Consider the following 15,233-nt stretch of genomic DNA (forward strand, 5'->3'; position numbering starts at 1 on the left):
AATTAAGCACAATAACGTACTGCCCCACAACGAGACTATAGGTAGACTTTCACAGGAGCAGGCTTTCTTTCTCTACCAATAATAGAGAAAATAAATTATGACAATTATGATTCATCTTTTCTATACAGGTACCGACGACGCCGCGCAGCGTTTTGCGGAAGAAATGACTACAAGCGGAACTGTCGAAGCTATCCGCAATACAAAAGGAAATTTACGGTATGAGTACTTTCAATCGATCGATGATCCTCATACCATCCTCTTGGTTGATTCTTGGGAAGATCAATCTGCACTTGATGCTCACCACGAATCACCACTTATGCAGAAAATAGCGCAATTGAGGGATAAGTATGACCTGCACATGCGTGTGGAACGGTTAAAAACAGACGATAATCCACCAAATGATGAACAATACATAAGACGCTGACAGAACAGCACTGGCTACCGTTACAACCATTTCTCTCCCCCTATCCTCTTAGAAGCCCTTACAGCTTCGCCGAAGAGTTAATAACAAAAGGCTGATGTCAACAGTTCAGCCCACCTTGTGAAGCTATCACGCTCACAAGAGTGGGCTGGATCTCTATTAAAACGGGGCCATGCGTAGGACTACAAACACACTTTATAGAGAGAATACGCACGCCATAGAGCGATAGAATGTGGCCAGGTTCGAGAAATCCCAGCCTCACATCAACCCAGCCTCTACACCTACGGAGTACCACTATGGCTCTCAAAGCTGCATTCATGTTCGTCGACACCGGCGCCGACCCCTCCACCAACCGCTCGACCGTCACAACTCCAGGCGTCGAACTCCTCACGGTGGCCGTCAACGATTACGCCCAAGCCGCCGACGTAGCATCGAAACTCGCCGACGAAGAATACGTCGCTATCGAGTTATGCGGCGGTTTCGGCATCGAAGGCGTCGCACGCGTCAAGAAAGCCGTTCCTGACACCGTCGCCGTCGGGGTTGTGCGGTTCGACCACCACCCCGGCCTCGGACATAAGAGCGGAGACGAGCTTTACTAATCCCAATCCCGCCCATGTGATCACATCATCATGTTCACGACGACGCTATGGCGCCTCACCAGCCACGATCCGCTCCATAACCTGGCCTTCGAACGCTTTCTGTTCGACTCGCTGGGGCAGAAAGAAGCGGCCCTCCTTATGTGGCGCAATAGCCCCGCCGTCATGGTCGGCCGAGCACAAAACCCCTGGTACGAAGCAAATACCGAGTTCCTCCACAGCCACCACATCCCACTCTTCCGTCGGATCAGTGGCGGCGGAACCGTCTACCACGACCTAGGAAACCTGAACTTCACGTTCATGGCATCCAAACCGTACTTCTCGCGGGACCTCCCCATCACAATCGCGCGCGACGCCCTACAGTCACTCGGCTTCAAGGTCTATGCCGACCCCCGTCGATCGATCTTCCTCCAGCACAACGGCAGCGCCTTTAAAATCACGGGCTCCGCTATCCGTGAAACTCTCACTCACGGCCTCCTCCACGGAACAATTCTTGTCGACGCGGACCTCGCCATGCTTCACGAAGCCCTCCGGGCCCACGACCCGCATGTGCATGTCAATGGAATCCCGTCGGTCCCCTCCCCTGTTACGAACCTCCCGAATGTGACTATCGACGCTGTACAGACAACGGTTCACGAGCACTTTGCCGCACATATGAAGCGCGAAGGCGTTGTCATGTACCGAACCGCCCATGCCGACGATTACGCGCACCAACTACGCCCCCACCTTCGCACGCAACGCAGCTGGGAATGGAATTACGGGCGGACACCGCATTTCAGCTACCGCAATGGCGCCATTAGCGCTGATATTCGCCACGGAATAATCACGGAGAGCAGCGTCGCCAACATCGTCGGCAAGCGTTACAGTCCACGCCTCATGGCTGGCCCCCGATAAAGGGCCAGCCATAACGCGACCTTTACAGCAGAACCCGGTACGGCTCGGCCAACACGTCGGCCAAGGTGCTGAGGAACTCCGCACCCGTACGACCGTCGACAGTTTGATGATCAATAGTCAAGCTCAACGGCAGCTCAACTACTTCTTCAATCTCGCCCTCACCGTTTAAGGTCAGCCGCGTGCTCTGCGCGCCGACCCCCAGGATCGCGACCTCCGGGACGTTGAGCACCGGGGTGAAATACTCGATCCCGTCGGTCCCGAGGTTCGTAATGGTGAACGTTCCGGGTGCGAGGGTGTCGATATCGCCAGTCCGCGCGCGATCAACACGATCGTGGAACACGGTCCTCAACTGCGATAACGATTGGCCAACGACGTTCGGAACCGTCGGCACGGCCAAACCATCGTCCAGGGCCACAGCCACACCGATGTTGACGTCGTCGCACTGCTCGTACTCGTGGCCGTCGTAGTGCGCATTCAGCGAAGGATGCTCCTGCAGGGCGATAGCCACCGCCTTGATCAGCAGCACGTTCATGCTGAGCGCCTTGGCCTCATCACCAGGGCCGACGTTGCCCTTGATCTCAGACACCGTGGCCAGCAGGTCAGTCACATTCACCTTCCGGTGCAATGTCAACTGCGCTGTGGAATGCAAACTATGCATCATATTCTGCGCGATGATCTTGCGCATGCCGGTCAGGCCTTCACCAGCCGTCACCGGCGCGGCCACGGCACCACTTGCCGATGCATCCGCCGCCGCCCCTTCAGACGACGCCTCCTGCGAATCCGCATCCGACGGGTGGGACTCAATGTAGGCCTTCATATCACGCTTCGTGATCCGCCCATGACCGCCCGTGCCCTTGACTTTCGAATAGTCGATGCCATGCTTCTTGGCCATCTTCTCTGCGACTTTAGAGATAAAGATGCGCTTGCCATCGCCACTCGTGTCGCGGTTCGCGCGCCGGGCGCCCGCCTCGAAGTCATCCTCATCGGTGGCATCGGCGCCGGAAGCTCCAGCCCCGGCACCGGCATCAGTGTCGGCACCACCACCCGCACCCGAGGAATCCTCCTCACCCGTAGGTCCCGTCGCTGCTGCAGAGACGGTTTCACCAGCGTCGCCCACGTAGGCAATAGGCGTTTTCACCGCCGTCGAATCCCCTGCAGCCACGAGAATTTTCAGGAGCGTCCCGTCGTCGTCGGCTTCAACATCTCCGGACAGTTTCTCCGAGCTAATCGAGCACAGAGCTTCGCCCTTCTTGACGGCGTCGCCTTCGTTTTTATACCACTCGTCAACTAGGCCTTCCGTCATGGTAAGGCCGAGCTTAGGCATCAATACTTCTGTTGCCATGATCGTTTCCTTACTTCTTGAGGTCGAAGATCAGCTCGTCGGCTTCCTCCATGATGCGCGCAGCATCGGGGATGTAGAGCTGTTCCAAATTGGAGGCAAACGGCACCGGAGTATTGGGCGCGGTCACTCGCTTGACGGGGCCGTCCAAGTAGTCGTAGGCCTGGTCGGACACGACCGCGGCGATGTCAGTTGCCGTGTTGTTATGCGGGTTCGCCTCATCGACGACGATCAAGCGCCCAGTCTTCCGGACGGACTCCAGCACAGTTTCTTGGTCCCACGGTGCCACCGTCAGCAGGTCGATAAGCTCAACACTTATTCCCGACGACGCCAGCTGGTCGGCAACCTCGATGCCCTGGTACAGCATCTTTCCGATGGTGACAATGGTGAGGTCGTCGCCTTCGCGAACAACGTCGGCCTTGCCCAGCGGGATCGTGTAGTAGTCCTCCGGAACCTCGCCTTTCTGTGCATACAGCGTCTTGTCCTCGGAAAACACCACAACGTTGTCTTCCTCGATACTCGACAGCAACAGGCCTTTGGCGTTGTACGGCGTCGACGGGACAACGACCTTGATACCGGGGATAGCGCCCAACAGGCCGTAGTACGAACCCGAGTGCTGGGCCGCGGCGGAGGCGCCCGCACCGTGCATCGTGCGGACCGTCAGCGGCAACTTTGCTTTACCGCCGAACATGTACCGCATTTTCGACGCCTGCCCCAGCAGCGTGTCGAAGCAGAACCCTAGGAAGTCATTGAACATGAGCTCGGGGACGGGGCGAAGCCCTGTGGCCGCCGCACCGACCGCGATACCCATATATCCCATCTCTGAGATAGGCGTGTCCTTAACGCGTTTTTCACCGAACTCCTCAATGAGTCCTTTGGTGACGCCCATCACGCCACCCCACGCACCATCACCATTCAAATGTTCTACACCGTGACCACCTGCAAGGTCTTCGCCTAACAGCATCACACGATCGTCTGCGCGCATTGCCTGAGCGAGCGCTTCATTAGTGGCCTTCATGAAGCTAATTTCACGTGCCATGACTATGTACTCCTCTCTTAGTTAATCGGCTCTAGTGAGTTAGGCGAAGACGTTGCTTAACAGGTCTTCAGGGTCAGGAATGGGGCTCTGCTCTGCGAATTCGATCGCATCATCGATGCGCTTTTCGCTGGCCTTTTCAATCTCGTCGGCCTTTTTCTTGCTGAGCCATCCCTTCTCGATCGCGTCCTCACGGAAGCGTGGGATCGGATCCAGATCGGCGAACTCCTTCTCAGCGCCTTCCGTGGCTTTATACGCTTGTTCGTCGCCTTCGAAGTGCCCGTACTTGCGGTAGGTGCGGCATTCGATGAGGCTGGGGCCTTCTCCCTTGCGGGCACGCTTGATAGCGTCTCCGACCTCGTCATATACCTCGATGACGTTCTTGCCGTCGATGACTTTGCCGGGCATGTCGTAGGCCGCCGCTCGCTGCGCGATCGTCTCGCTGGCGCACGCGTAATTCTGTGGGGTGGCCTCGCCGAACATGTTGTTTTCACAGACGAACACCACCGGGAGTTTCCAAATGCCGGCCATATTCAAGGCCTCGTGGAACACGCCTTCGTTCGACGCCCCGTCGCCGAAGAAACACACGGCGACCGCGTCGGTATCCAAATATTGGTTCCGTAAGGCCGCGCCGGTGGCGAGCGCGAACCCACCACCGACCATGCCGTTCGCGCCGAGCATCCCGGTATCGATGTCGGCGATGTGCATCGATCCGCCCTTGCCGCCGCACAGACCGTCTTTGCGGCCGAAGATCTCGGCCATCATGCGGTTCAGGTCACACCCCTTGGCGACGCAGTGCCCGTGTCCACGGTGCGTCGAGGTGATGGAATCTTCCTCCGTCAGGTGTGCGCACACACCCACCGCAACAGCTTCCTCACCTGCATAAAGGTGAACGAAGCCAGGGATCTCCCCTTTTGCGAAAAGTCCGTGAACTCGATCCTCAAAGTTGCGGATGTCGTTCATCTTGTTATAGATCCACTCTGCGGTCGATCTTTTCATAACGCCCTCCTCTTGGCCGGCTGGCATGATTCCTCATGCCACACCACGTATTGCTCTGTATTGACTTGTCACGACGGTCGTGTGCGGGAAGGTCGCGCTTGCCGACGATCTTTCGTGCCGACAAGTCCTGCCTGCCGACGCTGCTCCGTGATGCCCTGTCTGGACGGATCGGAACACCGGGTCAGAGCAGTGGCCGCTGCCGCTTGGATCACCACGTGATGACGTCGTGAAGGAAGCGGTTTCCTTCGTTCCACGCGACGAGCTTCCTCTATGTTCTAGATCACATTCATAGGGTGATTATGATCTATCTCTACGTGCGAGACTAGTGCGGTTCTGCCCCTATGCGCAGAAAAAATATTGGCTTCACTTCTGATAAAAGCACGTTTTGGACGAATCTCAACCCCTAAAGGGTGTGGTTTGTGGGCTGTCTCATAATTATCAGCGGCTTCGCGTACGTCACTGCCCCCGCACATACGCCACGCACACGGCACGCACGCACTCCCCGTACACTCCACGTGGCGCGGAGTAAAGCTAAAGCGCAAAGAAAGACGCACACTCCACGCATACGAAAAGCGCCCGCGGAACGTCATGTTCCACGAGCGCCTATCACTCCGCGCAGCACGTCACCGCGCCAAAACTCTGAGCATTCCCCGCCTTAATTCTCAGGCTTCAGAACGTCGTTAATAACGATGGTTTCGTCGCGACCGGGGCCAACACCGATGTAAGAAATACGGCAACCAGACAATTCTTCCAGCCGCTCCAAGTAATCCTGGGCCTTCTGCGGCAAATCGGACACTGACCGCGCACCGCTGATGTCCTCTTCCCACGCGGGCATGGTCTCGTAGATCGGGACGGCGTGGTGGAAGTCCGATTGCGTCAGGGGCATTTCATCGTGGCGGACGCCGTCAACGTCGTAACCAACGCAGATGGGGATCTCGCCAATGCCGCCGAGGACGTCCAACTTGGTGATGAACAGATCGGTGAAACCGTTGACGCGGGCTGCATATCGCGCGACGACCGAGTCATACCACCCACACCGACGCGGACGACCGGTGTTCACGCCGAACTCGTGGCCCGTATCGCGCAGGTAGTCGCCCCATTTATCGAAAAGCTCTGTAGGGAAGGGGCCCGCACCGACGCGCGTCGTGTAGGCCTTCGAAATACCCAGAACCGACGTGATCCGCGCAGGACCGATGCCCGACCCCACCGACGCACCACCGGCCGTCGGGTTCGAGCTGGTCACAAACGGATACGTGCCGTGGTCGACGTCGAGCATCGTGGCCTGGCCACCCTCCATAAGGACAGATTTGCCCTCATCAAGGCCCTTATTCAGCACAGTTGCCGTGTCGATCAGCATCGGCTTCAGGCGGTCCGCGTAGGACATGAAGTAATCGAAGACCTCGTCCGGATCGATCGCCTTCCGGTTGTAGATCTTGACCAGCACCTGGTTCTTAAAGTCCAAGGCAGACTCGATCTTTTGGCGGAGGATCGACGGATCGAGAACATCCTGCGCACGGATCCCCACGCGGGCGACCTTGTCGGAGTAGGTGGGCCCGATACCGCGGCCCGTCGTGCCGATGGCTCGCTTACCCAAGAACCGCTCGCCGACACGGTCAAGAGTCTGGTGATAAGGGGCAACGAGGTGCGCGTTCGCCGAAATCCGCAGCCGTGATGCGTCGGCACCGCGGGCCTCAAGGCCGTCAATCTCAGAGAACAGTGCCTCCAGGTTGATCACCACGCCATTGCCCAGCACCGGAGTGGCGTTCGGGGACAGCACTCCCGCGGGGAGCAGCTTGAGTTCGTACTTCTCGCCGCCCACAACCACCGTGTGACCAGCGTTGTTACCGCCATTGGGCTTGACGACGTAGTCAACTTTGCCGCCCAAAATGTCGGTAGCTTTACCTTTGCCTTCATCGCCCCACTGAGCACCCACGACAACGATCGCAGCAGCAGTCACGAAAACTCCCACGGTCCCATGGATTGCCGACGAGCCGGGACCACAAGCCTAACGTCGGAGTGCCAATCGGGGCACAAACCACGTCAAGTGTAACGGGTGAGAGCGCGCGCGTGTGCAGAAGGGCCAAACAGCTAGGTAAATAGGCAAAACCCCGCGCACCGACGGTGAAAACCTGCCCGGCTACGATGGTCGTGACACCGTACACCGCTGGTTAGTGGCATGGGCTGCCGGACTTTCCGCGTCTAGCGCTCGGCTCCATGCAGCCACCAACGGTTTTTGCAGCGTTCATTGTCGAAGGATCACCGTACCCTATGCCCATTCACATCGTCCGTTGCGGTGATGCACCGCTTCCCCAGGACCTCCCCCTGCCCGTGCATACCATCCCCACCTGCCCGGGCCGTAAGGATCTGCACTTTATCGATGAGCTGGTGGCACGGTACCTTCCCCACGATCCGACGCCGAGCCTCGATGAAATCGCCGCACAGCCCGATGTTGATCACCTTGGGGCGCCCGGCCCGGATCCGCGCACGCCGATCGACACCGTTCGGCTAGTTGTTGTTGGCACTGATGCCGATCTTGATGCTGTGGCCACGCGATTAATGCGTATCGACGCCACATGGATCGAGCTCGCTTACGTCCCTGTCCTGGCCAAGGTTTATGCTTCATCGGGCTCCCGTGTTTCGCCGGGCGAGTCGAGCGTCGAAGCGCCGTCGGGGATTGCGACGAGTTGGGGTGTGGCCGATAAGCCCTGGTCAATCGCTTTGTCGGGATCGGTCCGTCCGGTACCCCTTATCCGCGATGATTCTGGCAGGGTAACTCTCGGGGTCGCCGAAATCTGTTCAACGGATGGCTCGCCGTTTGTCGGCGAAATCATTATCGACGACACCACCGTCGGAGCTCCTGATGGGAGCGATTTTTATGGCACGCGGTTGATATCCACGTTGGCCGCGCCGGGAATTGCTGCCGTTGCAATGACAGGACCGTCTGTCTACAGCGGTGACCGGACGCACCCCACACGATCCGGCTCGCCCCATAAGCGGAACGGATTGTTGGGGCGATTCTTTCACCGTGGCCCCGAGGCCGGCGCTGTTGATAGTGCAGTGCTCACTGGGCGCGCCGTTCAAGCTGGTGGGGAGCCATTTATGGTGTATCGCGATGGCGTCGCCCACCCGCGCCCGCTGACTCGTGTGACGTTTTACCGGCACCTGCGCGATATGCAGGTTGTTCGCCCTTAATTACGGATCACAAAACGGGGCCCACCTCGTTAAGAGTGAGCCCCGTCGTTTCAGCTGTTATTTAGCACACAGAGGGTGGCGCGGTGCGCGACCGCGTTTCCTCACGCATGCTCGTCGCCACCTTTAGTGGTGGTGATGATGGCCTTCCGCCTCAGGCTTTTCTTCCTCTGGCCTGTCCACCACAGCGGTCTCGGTGGTCAGAACCATCCGAGCCACCGATGTCGCATTGTCCACAGCGGAGTGGGTGACCTTCACAGGGTCGATAATTCCCTGCTCGATCAGGTTGCCGTACTCCAAGGTGTCAGCATTGAGGCCTTCACCGTTCGGCAGATCCTTGATCCGGTTAACCACAACAGCGCCATCAAGACCAGCGTTGTGAGCAATCCAGAACGCGGGCTTGGTCAACGCATCAGCCATAGCCTTCACGCCGACTTTTTCGTCGCCTTCGAACTGATCGGCAAATTCCTCGAGCTCACGAGAAATCTGAACCAACACGGAGCCGCCACCAGCAACAACGCCTTCTTGCGCAGCAGCGCGAGCGGAGTTGATCGCGTCCTCGATGCGCAGCTTGCGCTCCGAAACCTCAGTCTCAGTTGCACCGCCAGCCTTCACCACGGCCACACCGCCGGAGAGCTTAGCCAGGCGCTCTTCCAGCTTCTCGCGATCCCACGTGGAATCCGTCTCATCAATCTGGCGACGGAGCAGGTCACGTCGGGACTGAAGATCTTCCTTGGTGCCGCCACCGTCGACAATGATGGTCTCATCCTTGGTCACGGTGATGCGACGTGCGGAACCGAAGTAGGATTCGTCGGCCTCGCTCAAGCTGAGGCCAACTTCCTTATCGATGACAGTTGCACCGGTGACCACAGCAAGGTCGTCCATGAAAGCCTTGCGACGATCGCCGAAGTATGGCGACTTCACGGCGCACACGTTCAGGCTCTTGCGGATCGAGTTCACAACCAGCATCGAGAGCGGCTCGCCCTCAACATCCTCGGCAACGATCAGGACCTGCTTGCCAGACTTAGCGATCTTCTCCAGCACCGGGAGGAAATCCGGCAGTGACGAGATCTTCTCGCGAGCCAACAGAACCAGGGCGTCATTCAGAACCGCTTCCCCGGTCTCCGTATCGGTGACGAAGTACGGCGACAAGTAGCCCTTATCGAAGGACACACCTTCGGTAACAGCCAACTCGTCGTTCAGCGACTGCGATTCCTCAACGGACACAACGCCGTCTTTGCCGACTTTTTCCATAGCCGACGCAACCATCGCGCCGATTTCAGCGTCGCGGGAGGACACCGTACCGACGTTGGCGATCTCGTCGGTGCTGGATACCTCGGTGGCGCGGGCGCGGAGCAGCTCAACGGCTTTCTCCGCAGCGGCCTTGATACCAACGTTGAGCGCGAGCGGGTTGGCACCAGCAGCAACATTGCGCAGACCAGCGTCGACAAGAGCCTGGGCCAGCAACGTTGCGGTTGTGGTGCCGTCACCGGCGATATCGTTAGTTTTGACGGCGACGGACTTCACCAGCTGGGCGCCGAGGTTCTCGAAAGGATCCTCAACGTCGATATCGCGGGCGATCGTCACACCGTCGTTCGTGACGAGGGGGCTACCAAAAGCCTTGTCAAGCACCACATTGCGACCCCGTGGGCCGAGGGTGACTTTGACGGCGTCGGCAAGAGTGTCAACGCCAGACTGCAGGCCACGGCGGGCTTCCTCGTCGAATGCAATAAGCTTCGACATACTGTGCCTCTACCTCTCCTGAACGATTACTTTTCGACGACAGCGAGCACATCGCGCTGCGAGAGAATCAAGTATTCCTCGCCAGCGTACTTAATCTCAGTTCCGCCGTACTTGGAGAAGATGACGACGTCGCCCTCGGCAACGTCCATGGGCACGCGCTTGCCGTTTTCATCGGTACGGCCGGGCCCAACAGCGACGACGGTAGCTTCCTGCGGCTTTTCTTTAGCGGTATCCGGGATAACCAGTCCGGATGCGGTGGTGGTCTCAGCTTCGACGATCTGAACGAGGAGCTTATCCTCAAGAGGCTTGATGTTGACCTTAGCCACGATTACTTCCTCCAGTGAATGGAAAGTGAATGGAAAATTGTGCTCTTGACAGGTTTTCCCACAGCCGTCGTCGCGGGTGAACAACTGTGATTCACAACCTGATTGGCACTCTACCCGTGTGAGTGCCAGCTCTCAACCACCGGGAGTGCTAAATATCCAAACACGCTCGTGCAGCCATATGTGAAAGCGCTTGGGCGGGCACTTTTTAGAGCGTTTATACAACGGGAATAGCGACGTCAAGACCAGGATTTGTGGCAGCGCCGAGCCCCGATGGCCCCACACCGCGTGCTATCGAATATGCTGCGGCCACCGCAATCATGAGGCCGTTATCCGTGCACAACTTCATCTCTGGGACGCATAAGTTGATCCCCGCGCTCTGGCACCGCGCGGTGGCAAGGCGACGCAAACCAGAGTTCGCCGCGACCCCGCCGCCGAGCAGCAGCGTCGTCGCTTCTGTATCGGTACAAGCCAACACCGCCTTCTCGGTCAGCACGTCCGCCACTGCTGCTTGGAACGATGCGCACACATCGGGCAGCGACACCGTCTGGTGGTTCCGCTCGGCTGCCTCAATATAACGGGCGACGGAGGTCTTTAAACCAGAGAACGAAAAATCGTACCGGTGGGGGCCGCAGAGATCCTGTGGGCGCATCACACCGCGCGGGAAACGGATGGCCTTCGCGTTCCCCTCGGCTGCCAGCTTGTCGATAATCGGGCCACCCGGGTACCCCAGCCCCAGGAGACGCGACACCTTGTCATAGGCCTCGCCGGCAGCGTCGTCGAGGGTTGACCCCAGCTCCTGCATGGGTTTGCCCAGGCCGTTAACCTTCAGAATCTGAGTGTGGCCGCCGGATACGAGAAGCGCGATGGCGTGGTCGAGGTCCAGGTCCGCGTCGGCCAGAGCCCCCACCGCGATGTGTCCGGCCAGGTGGTTCATCCCGTAAAACGGAACACCCCACGCAGCGGCGTACGCCTTCGCCGCCGATGAACCGACGAGGAGGGCACCAGCCAAACCTGGGCCAACCGTTGCGGCCACATAATCTGGCTTATCGACGTCGGGGCGCGCGGTTTTCAGGTCGGCGAGGGCTGCCCGCATGACCGGCCCCATGGCCTCCAGGTGGGCGCGGGAGGCGACCTCCGGGACGACGCCACCGAAGCGGGCGTGCTGTTCCATCGAACTAGCGACGCGGTTGGCTAGGACGGTCACGGTGGGGTCGGCGTCGTCGTGCGTGGTGACTTCGACAATGCCCACGGCCGTTTCGTCACATGAACTCTCCACACCCATCACGATTGCGCGCATGATGACAAGCGTAGACACCGGGGCGGGATGACTGAAAACACGTGGTGGGAGGGCTTGTGTGGGGCTAGTCCGGTCTGGGTTCCCTTTTCATGGTGAACGCGTCTGCACCCGACGGCTGATAATAGTTCTTTCGAGTGCCTAACACCGTGAAGCCTTCTGATTCGTACAACCCGATGGCTGGCTTATTGTCGGTGCGCACCTCGAGGAACACAGGGCCGGGCGCGTTATCGGCGACATAGAGGATTGTCTCCAACAGCACTCGTCCCAGGCCGTGACCACGCCATGCGGGATCTAACCCGATGGTTCGGACTTCAAATTCTGGGTCATCGTCCGGGCCTAAGACTCCTAGTCCGGCATAGCCGACGAGGGTCATCGCGTCAGGTGACCTTTGAGTTTTACGACGCGGGTTCTCCCCTTTTTCATCGCTGTGCCCGGCGCGGGAAGCTGCTGACGTGACAAGGCCGGCGTACACCGATCTCGGGTCGCGGAGCTCCGCGAGGAATCCTTCGTAGGGCCATGGCGAGTCGTCCGGGAAAATTTCTGCTTCCAGTTCCGCACAGGCAGCGGCGGCGGTGGCGTCTAGCTGGACGAGAGTCATTCCGTCAGGGAGATTATCGGGCGGAGCACTAGCGTGCTGGCCGTCACTCATCGCGGTCTGCCGTCATCTGTTCACGGAGCTGACGCGCGCGAGTAATCGCTTCCTCGCTGATAGCGGGGCTCACCGGCTTTGCTTTCGGTGGCACGGCGTCGGGCCGTCGTAAATAAAGAGGGCGGAGGGATTGGAGATCTGACTGTCGCGGGAAGAGCGCGTTGCGGTCGCTGTCATCCCGGGTGGAGTCGGCAGAATCGTCGACGTTCTTCGTGCGGTCAAGATTCGCGCGGTCGAGATTCATGGGGTGGTCGAGGGCTGCGCGAACGAAGTTCACGATGTCCGGTTGCGCGTCCACCGACTGGTTAACACTGGTCACGCTGGACAAAAGAGCGTCGGCCACGGAATCAGACACAACTGCAAAACTCGGCTGTTGTGCAGGAGTATCCGCTTTTCCGGGCACATGAACATCCGTTGGACGCGTGACCTCGGGTTCCGTGACGCGCACGGGGTGCCCGTCGGACATGCGGTACGTGGCCCAATACACCTCTCGGCGGCGAGCATCCGTCGCAACAATAATCGTGTCCCCCTCATGCTGGGTGGCATCCGCGACGGCATTCCACGCCAGACCATCCAGTGAGCACACCCCGATGACGGGAATATCCAAAGCGTCCCCAAACGCCGCAGCAGTCGCCATACCGACTCGCAATCCCGTGAACGGCCCGGGACCCACACCCACAACAACCGCGTCGAGATCGCGCGAGGTAACTCCCACTTCGTCACAGCACTCCATGATGAAGGGCGTCAACACTTCGTTGTGCGCGCGGGAATCTCGAACGCTCCTGTTAGACCGCGCGCGGATCGTGTCCCGCGAGGTGACGTCGACAAGCCCCGCGGTGACATACGGTGTCGCAGTATCAATAACCAGCACGAGCATGATGGATAGATTACCGCCGGACCCATGTCCACGAAATGACTCGTGGTTCGTCCTCATCAAAATCGACGGGATCTGCTGGTGCTGATGTGTCGCCCCCAGCAGAGGCGTCGTTGCCAGCGGGCCTCTCGCTGCCACCCGTCGCGCGCTCAAGGCGGATCAACAGATAATCCTGCTCCAACGCATCGGCCATATCCGCGGCCCATTCCGCCACGACGATGCTATCGGGAATGCGCGTATCCAAATCCAGCGAATCGAGGGCGCCGATCGGATCCGTCGTGGTATCGCCCAGCAGGCGATACGCGTCGACATGAATGAACGGCACCGGGCCGGGATGTTCGCGGGCGATGGTAAACGTCGGCGATGTTACACGGCCTGATACATGCAAACCTCTGGCCAGCCCCTGCGTAAACGTGGTTTTACCCGCACCCAGTGGCCCGTCCAACACGACGACGTCACCCGGCCGCAAAGCGTGAGCGATCGATTCAGCCAGAGTTTGCGTCGCCTCCGCATTACGGACACGAACACGGCCGTCGACAAGACCGCGGCCGACATACCGTCGATGGACGCGGGTATGCGGGCTGGTCAGGATCTCGTAATGAATGGTGCCGAGGGTTTCGGCCAATTCCGTGGCCGTCGGCAATGAGGCAGGCTTGCCATCTGAACCGATGCACTCGCCGGGTGGACCAAAAATAACTGCCTCATCGCCCTGGTGAACTGCGCTGGCCTGCTTTGAGCCCGCCGGACCCAGGGCGACAACAATCTGGTCCATGCACACACGTCCGATTTGCGGATACCGACGCCCGTTGATCGCGACCTCCATACGGCCGGACAGCGCACGAGGGATCCCGTCGGCATAACCAGCGGGAACAACGCCCGTCACTGTGTCGACGTCCGCTGTCCACGTCCCGCCATAACTCACTGATTCCCCAGCCTTGACCAACCGCTTCGCGACAATCGGCGCAGATAAAGTCATCGCCGGCTTCAATTGCGAGACCAACGAAGAACCGGTGGACGCCGAGCGATCTGCCGGCTCCTCCAACGGATCCATTCCGTACAGCGCAACACCCGGGCGCACCATCTGGTAAAACATGTCCGGCCTGGTCACCGAGGCAGGTGAATTACACATGTGGTTGATGCGAACAGGAATTCCGGCCGCCTGCAGCTCCTCAATCGCGGCATCGAACTGAGCCTTCTGCCGATTATTCGACGGGTTATCCGCGGCATCTGCGCTGGCCAGGTGGGTAAATGCGCCAGTGACGTCGATGATGGAATCACTACTTGCTGCGCTCAGTTCCTTCAGCGCGTCATCCCATTGGTCAGGAGAGATCCCCGAACGGCTCAGACCCGAATCCACCATCACCGTCACGCGAGGGGGGACAAATTCCCAGTCTTCTTGGGAGCGTTTGCGCTCGGTCGCTTCATCGACAATGGCTCTGATATGCGCCAGCGTCGGAACGCCCAGGTCGATCCCGTAATCCAGGGCTGCTTTAACAGAGACGTGGTCGTCTGCGTTCCAGATCCAGGCCAGAATGGGCGCTGAAATCCCAGCCTGGCGAAGCTCCACCGCCTCGGTAATCGTCGCCACACCCAGCTGGGTGGCGCCATTGGCCAAGAACACCCGTGCAGCTTCCACCGCCCCGTGGTTGTACCCATTCGCTTTCACCACAGCCATCAACTCCGCCGGGTGATCCGGGTTTGCCAGCTGTGCGTTCCGCGCCACGGCCTGCGCATTATGCGCCAATGCGTCGCGGTCGATGGTCATGGTCAAAAGGCCGGGCAGAGCCGCGTCGTTACCGCCCGCGGATAAATGGTCGCTAGATACAGCATGAGATGAAGACTGGATGGGCATAGACATCATTGTGCCACC

The 15,233-nt window shown here is 59.1% G+C and carries 15 protein-coding genes; 4 read left to right on the forward strand and 11 right to left on the reverse strand.

All coding sequences use genetic code 11. From position 1 onward, the window contains the following. Positions 1-106: 106 nt before the first annotated feature. From CKROP_RS08530 to CKROP_RS10850, 3 genes are all read left to right on the forward strand, one after another. Complete coding sequence (locus tag CKROP_RS08530) at positions 107-424, forward strand: putative quinol monooxygenase (protein WP_237698415.1); 318 nt, start codon at positions 107-109, stop codon at positions 422-424. Positions 425-717: 293 nt separating this feature from the next. Beyond that, a complete protein-coding gene (locus tag CKROP_RS08535; RefSeq protein ID WP_012732337.1) occupies positions 718-1,020 on the forward strand; it encodes a DUF6506 family protein in 303 nt (100 codons plus the stop codon). Positions 1,021-1,050: 30 nt separating this feature from the next. Continuing rightward, positions 1,051-1,911 carry a lipoyl protein ligase domain-containing protein gene (locus tag CKROP_RS10850; RefSeq protein WP_012732338.1) on the forward strand — a complete coding sequence of 287 codons (861 nt, stop codon included), beginning with the start codon at positions 1,051-1,053 and terminating at the stop codon, positions 1,909-1,911. 22 nt (positions 1,912-1,933) lie between these two features. On the opposite strand, the gene CKROP_RS08545 is transcribed toward CKROP_RS10850, so the two are convergent. The 5 genes from CKROP_RS08545 to CKROP_RS08560 form a co-directional block, all read right to left on the reverse strand. Then, positions 1,934-3,253: a dihydrolipoamide acetyltransferase family protein gene (locus CKROP_RS08545; RefSeq protein ID WP_012732339.1), complete on the reverse strand. Its 1,320-nt coding sequence runs from the start codon at positions 3,251-3,253 to the stop codon at positions 1,934-1,936. Positions 3,254-3,263: 10 nt separating this feature from the next. Further along, on the reverse strand, positions 3,264-4,289 hold the full coding sequence (locus CKROP_RS08550) for an alpha-ketoacid dehydrogenase subunit beta (protein ID WP_012732340.1): 1,026 nt from the start codon (positions 4,287-4,289) through the stop codon (positions 3,264-3,266). Positions 4,290-4,328: 39 nt separating this feature from the next. After that, a complete protein-coding gene (locus tag CKROP_RS08555; protein ID WP_012732341.1) occupies positions 4,329-5,285 on the reverse strand; it encodes a thiamine pyrophosphate-dependent dehydrogenase E1 component subunit alpha in 957 nt (318 codons plus the stop codon). A gap of 68 nt (positions 5,286-5,353) precedes the next feature. Then, entirely contained in the window at positions 5,354-5,539 is a 186-nt protein-coding gene (locus tag CKROP_RS11350) for a hypothetical protein (RefSeq protein WP_148209677.1), read from the reverse strand. Between the two features lie 401 nt (positions 5,540-5,940). Next, positions 5,941-7,242 (reverse strand): adenylosuccinate synthase, encoded by a 1,302-nt coding sequence (locus CKROP_RS08560; protein ID WP_012732342.1) that lies wholly within the window; start codon positions 7,240-7,242, stop codon positions 5,941-5,943. Positions 7,243-7,553: 311 nt separating this feature from the next. On the opposite strand from CKROP_RS08560, the gene CKROP_RS08565 reads away from it, so the two are divergent. Further along, complete coding sequence (locus CKROP_RS08565) at positions 7,554-8,477, forward strand: hypothetical protein (RefSeq protein WP_012732343.1); 924 nt, start codon at positions 7,554-7,556, stop codon at positions 8,475-8,477. Between the two features lie 123 nt (positions 8,478-8,600). On the opposite strand, the gene groL is transcribed toward CKROP_RS08565, so the two are convergent. The 6 genes from groL to CKROP_RS08595 form a co-directional block, all read right to left on the reverse strand. Next, complete coding sequence (gene groL / locus CKROP_RS08570) at positions 8,601-10,217, reverse strand: chaperonin GroEL (RefSeq protein WP_012732344.1); 1,617 nt, start codon at positions 10,215-10,217, stop codon at positions 8,601-8,603. Between the two features lie 26 nt (positions 10,218-10,243). Further along, positions 10,244-10,543 (reverse strand): co-chaperone GroES, encoded by a 300-nt coding sequence (gene groES, locus CKROP_RS08575; protein WP_012732345.1) that lies wholly within the window; start codon positions 10,541-10,543, stop codon positions 10,244-10,246. A gap of 214 nt (positions 10,544-10,757) precedes the next feature. Then, positions 10,758-11,840: a tRNA (adenosine(37)-N6)-threonylcarbamoyltransferase complex transferase subunit TsaD gene (gene tsaD / locus CKROP_RS08580; RefSeq protein ID WP_041628904.1), complete on the reverse strand. Its 1,083-nt coding sequence runs from the start codon at positions 11,838-11,840 to the stop codon at positions 10,758-10,760. Between the two features lie 64 nt (positions 11,841-11,904). Beyond that, positions 11,905-12,438, reverse strand: a complete 534-nt coding sequence (locus CKROP_RS08585) for a GNAT family N-acetyltransferase (protein ID WP_012732347.1) — start codon at positions 12,436-12,438, stop codon at positions 11,905-11,907. 43 nt (positions 12,439-12,481) lie between these two features. Next, positions 12,482-13,366: a tRNA (adenosine(37)-N6)-threonylcarbamoyltransferase complex dimerization subunit type 1 TsaB gene (tsaB, locus tag CKROP_RS10855; protein WP_012732348.1), complete on the reverse strand. Its 885-nt coding sequence runs from the start codon at positions 13,364-13,366 to the stop codon at positions 12,482-12,484. 10 nt (positions 13,367-13,376) lie between these two features. Continuing rightward, entirely contained in the window at positions 13,377-15,215 is a 1,839-nt protein-coding gene (locus CKROP_RS08595; RefSeq protein WP_052292411.1) for a bifunctional alanine racemase/tRNA (adenosine(37)-N6)-threonylcarbamoyltransferase complex ATPase subunit type 1 TsaE, read from the reverse strand. Positions 15,216-15,233 lie beyond the last annotated feature (18 nt).

The sequence above is a fragment of the Corynebacterium kroppenstedtii DSM 44385 genome (genome assembly GCF_000023145.1).
GTDB lineage: Bacteria > Actinomycetota > Actinomycetes > Mycobacteriales > Mycobacteriaceae > Corynebacterium > Corynebacterium kroppenstedtii.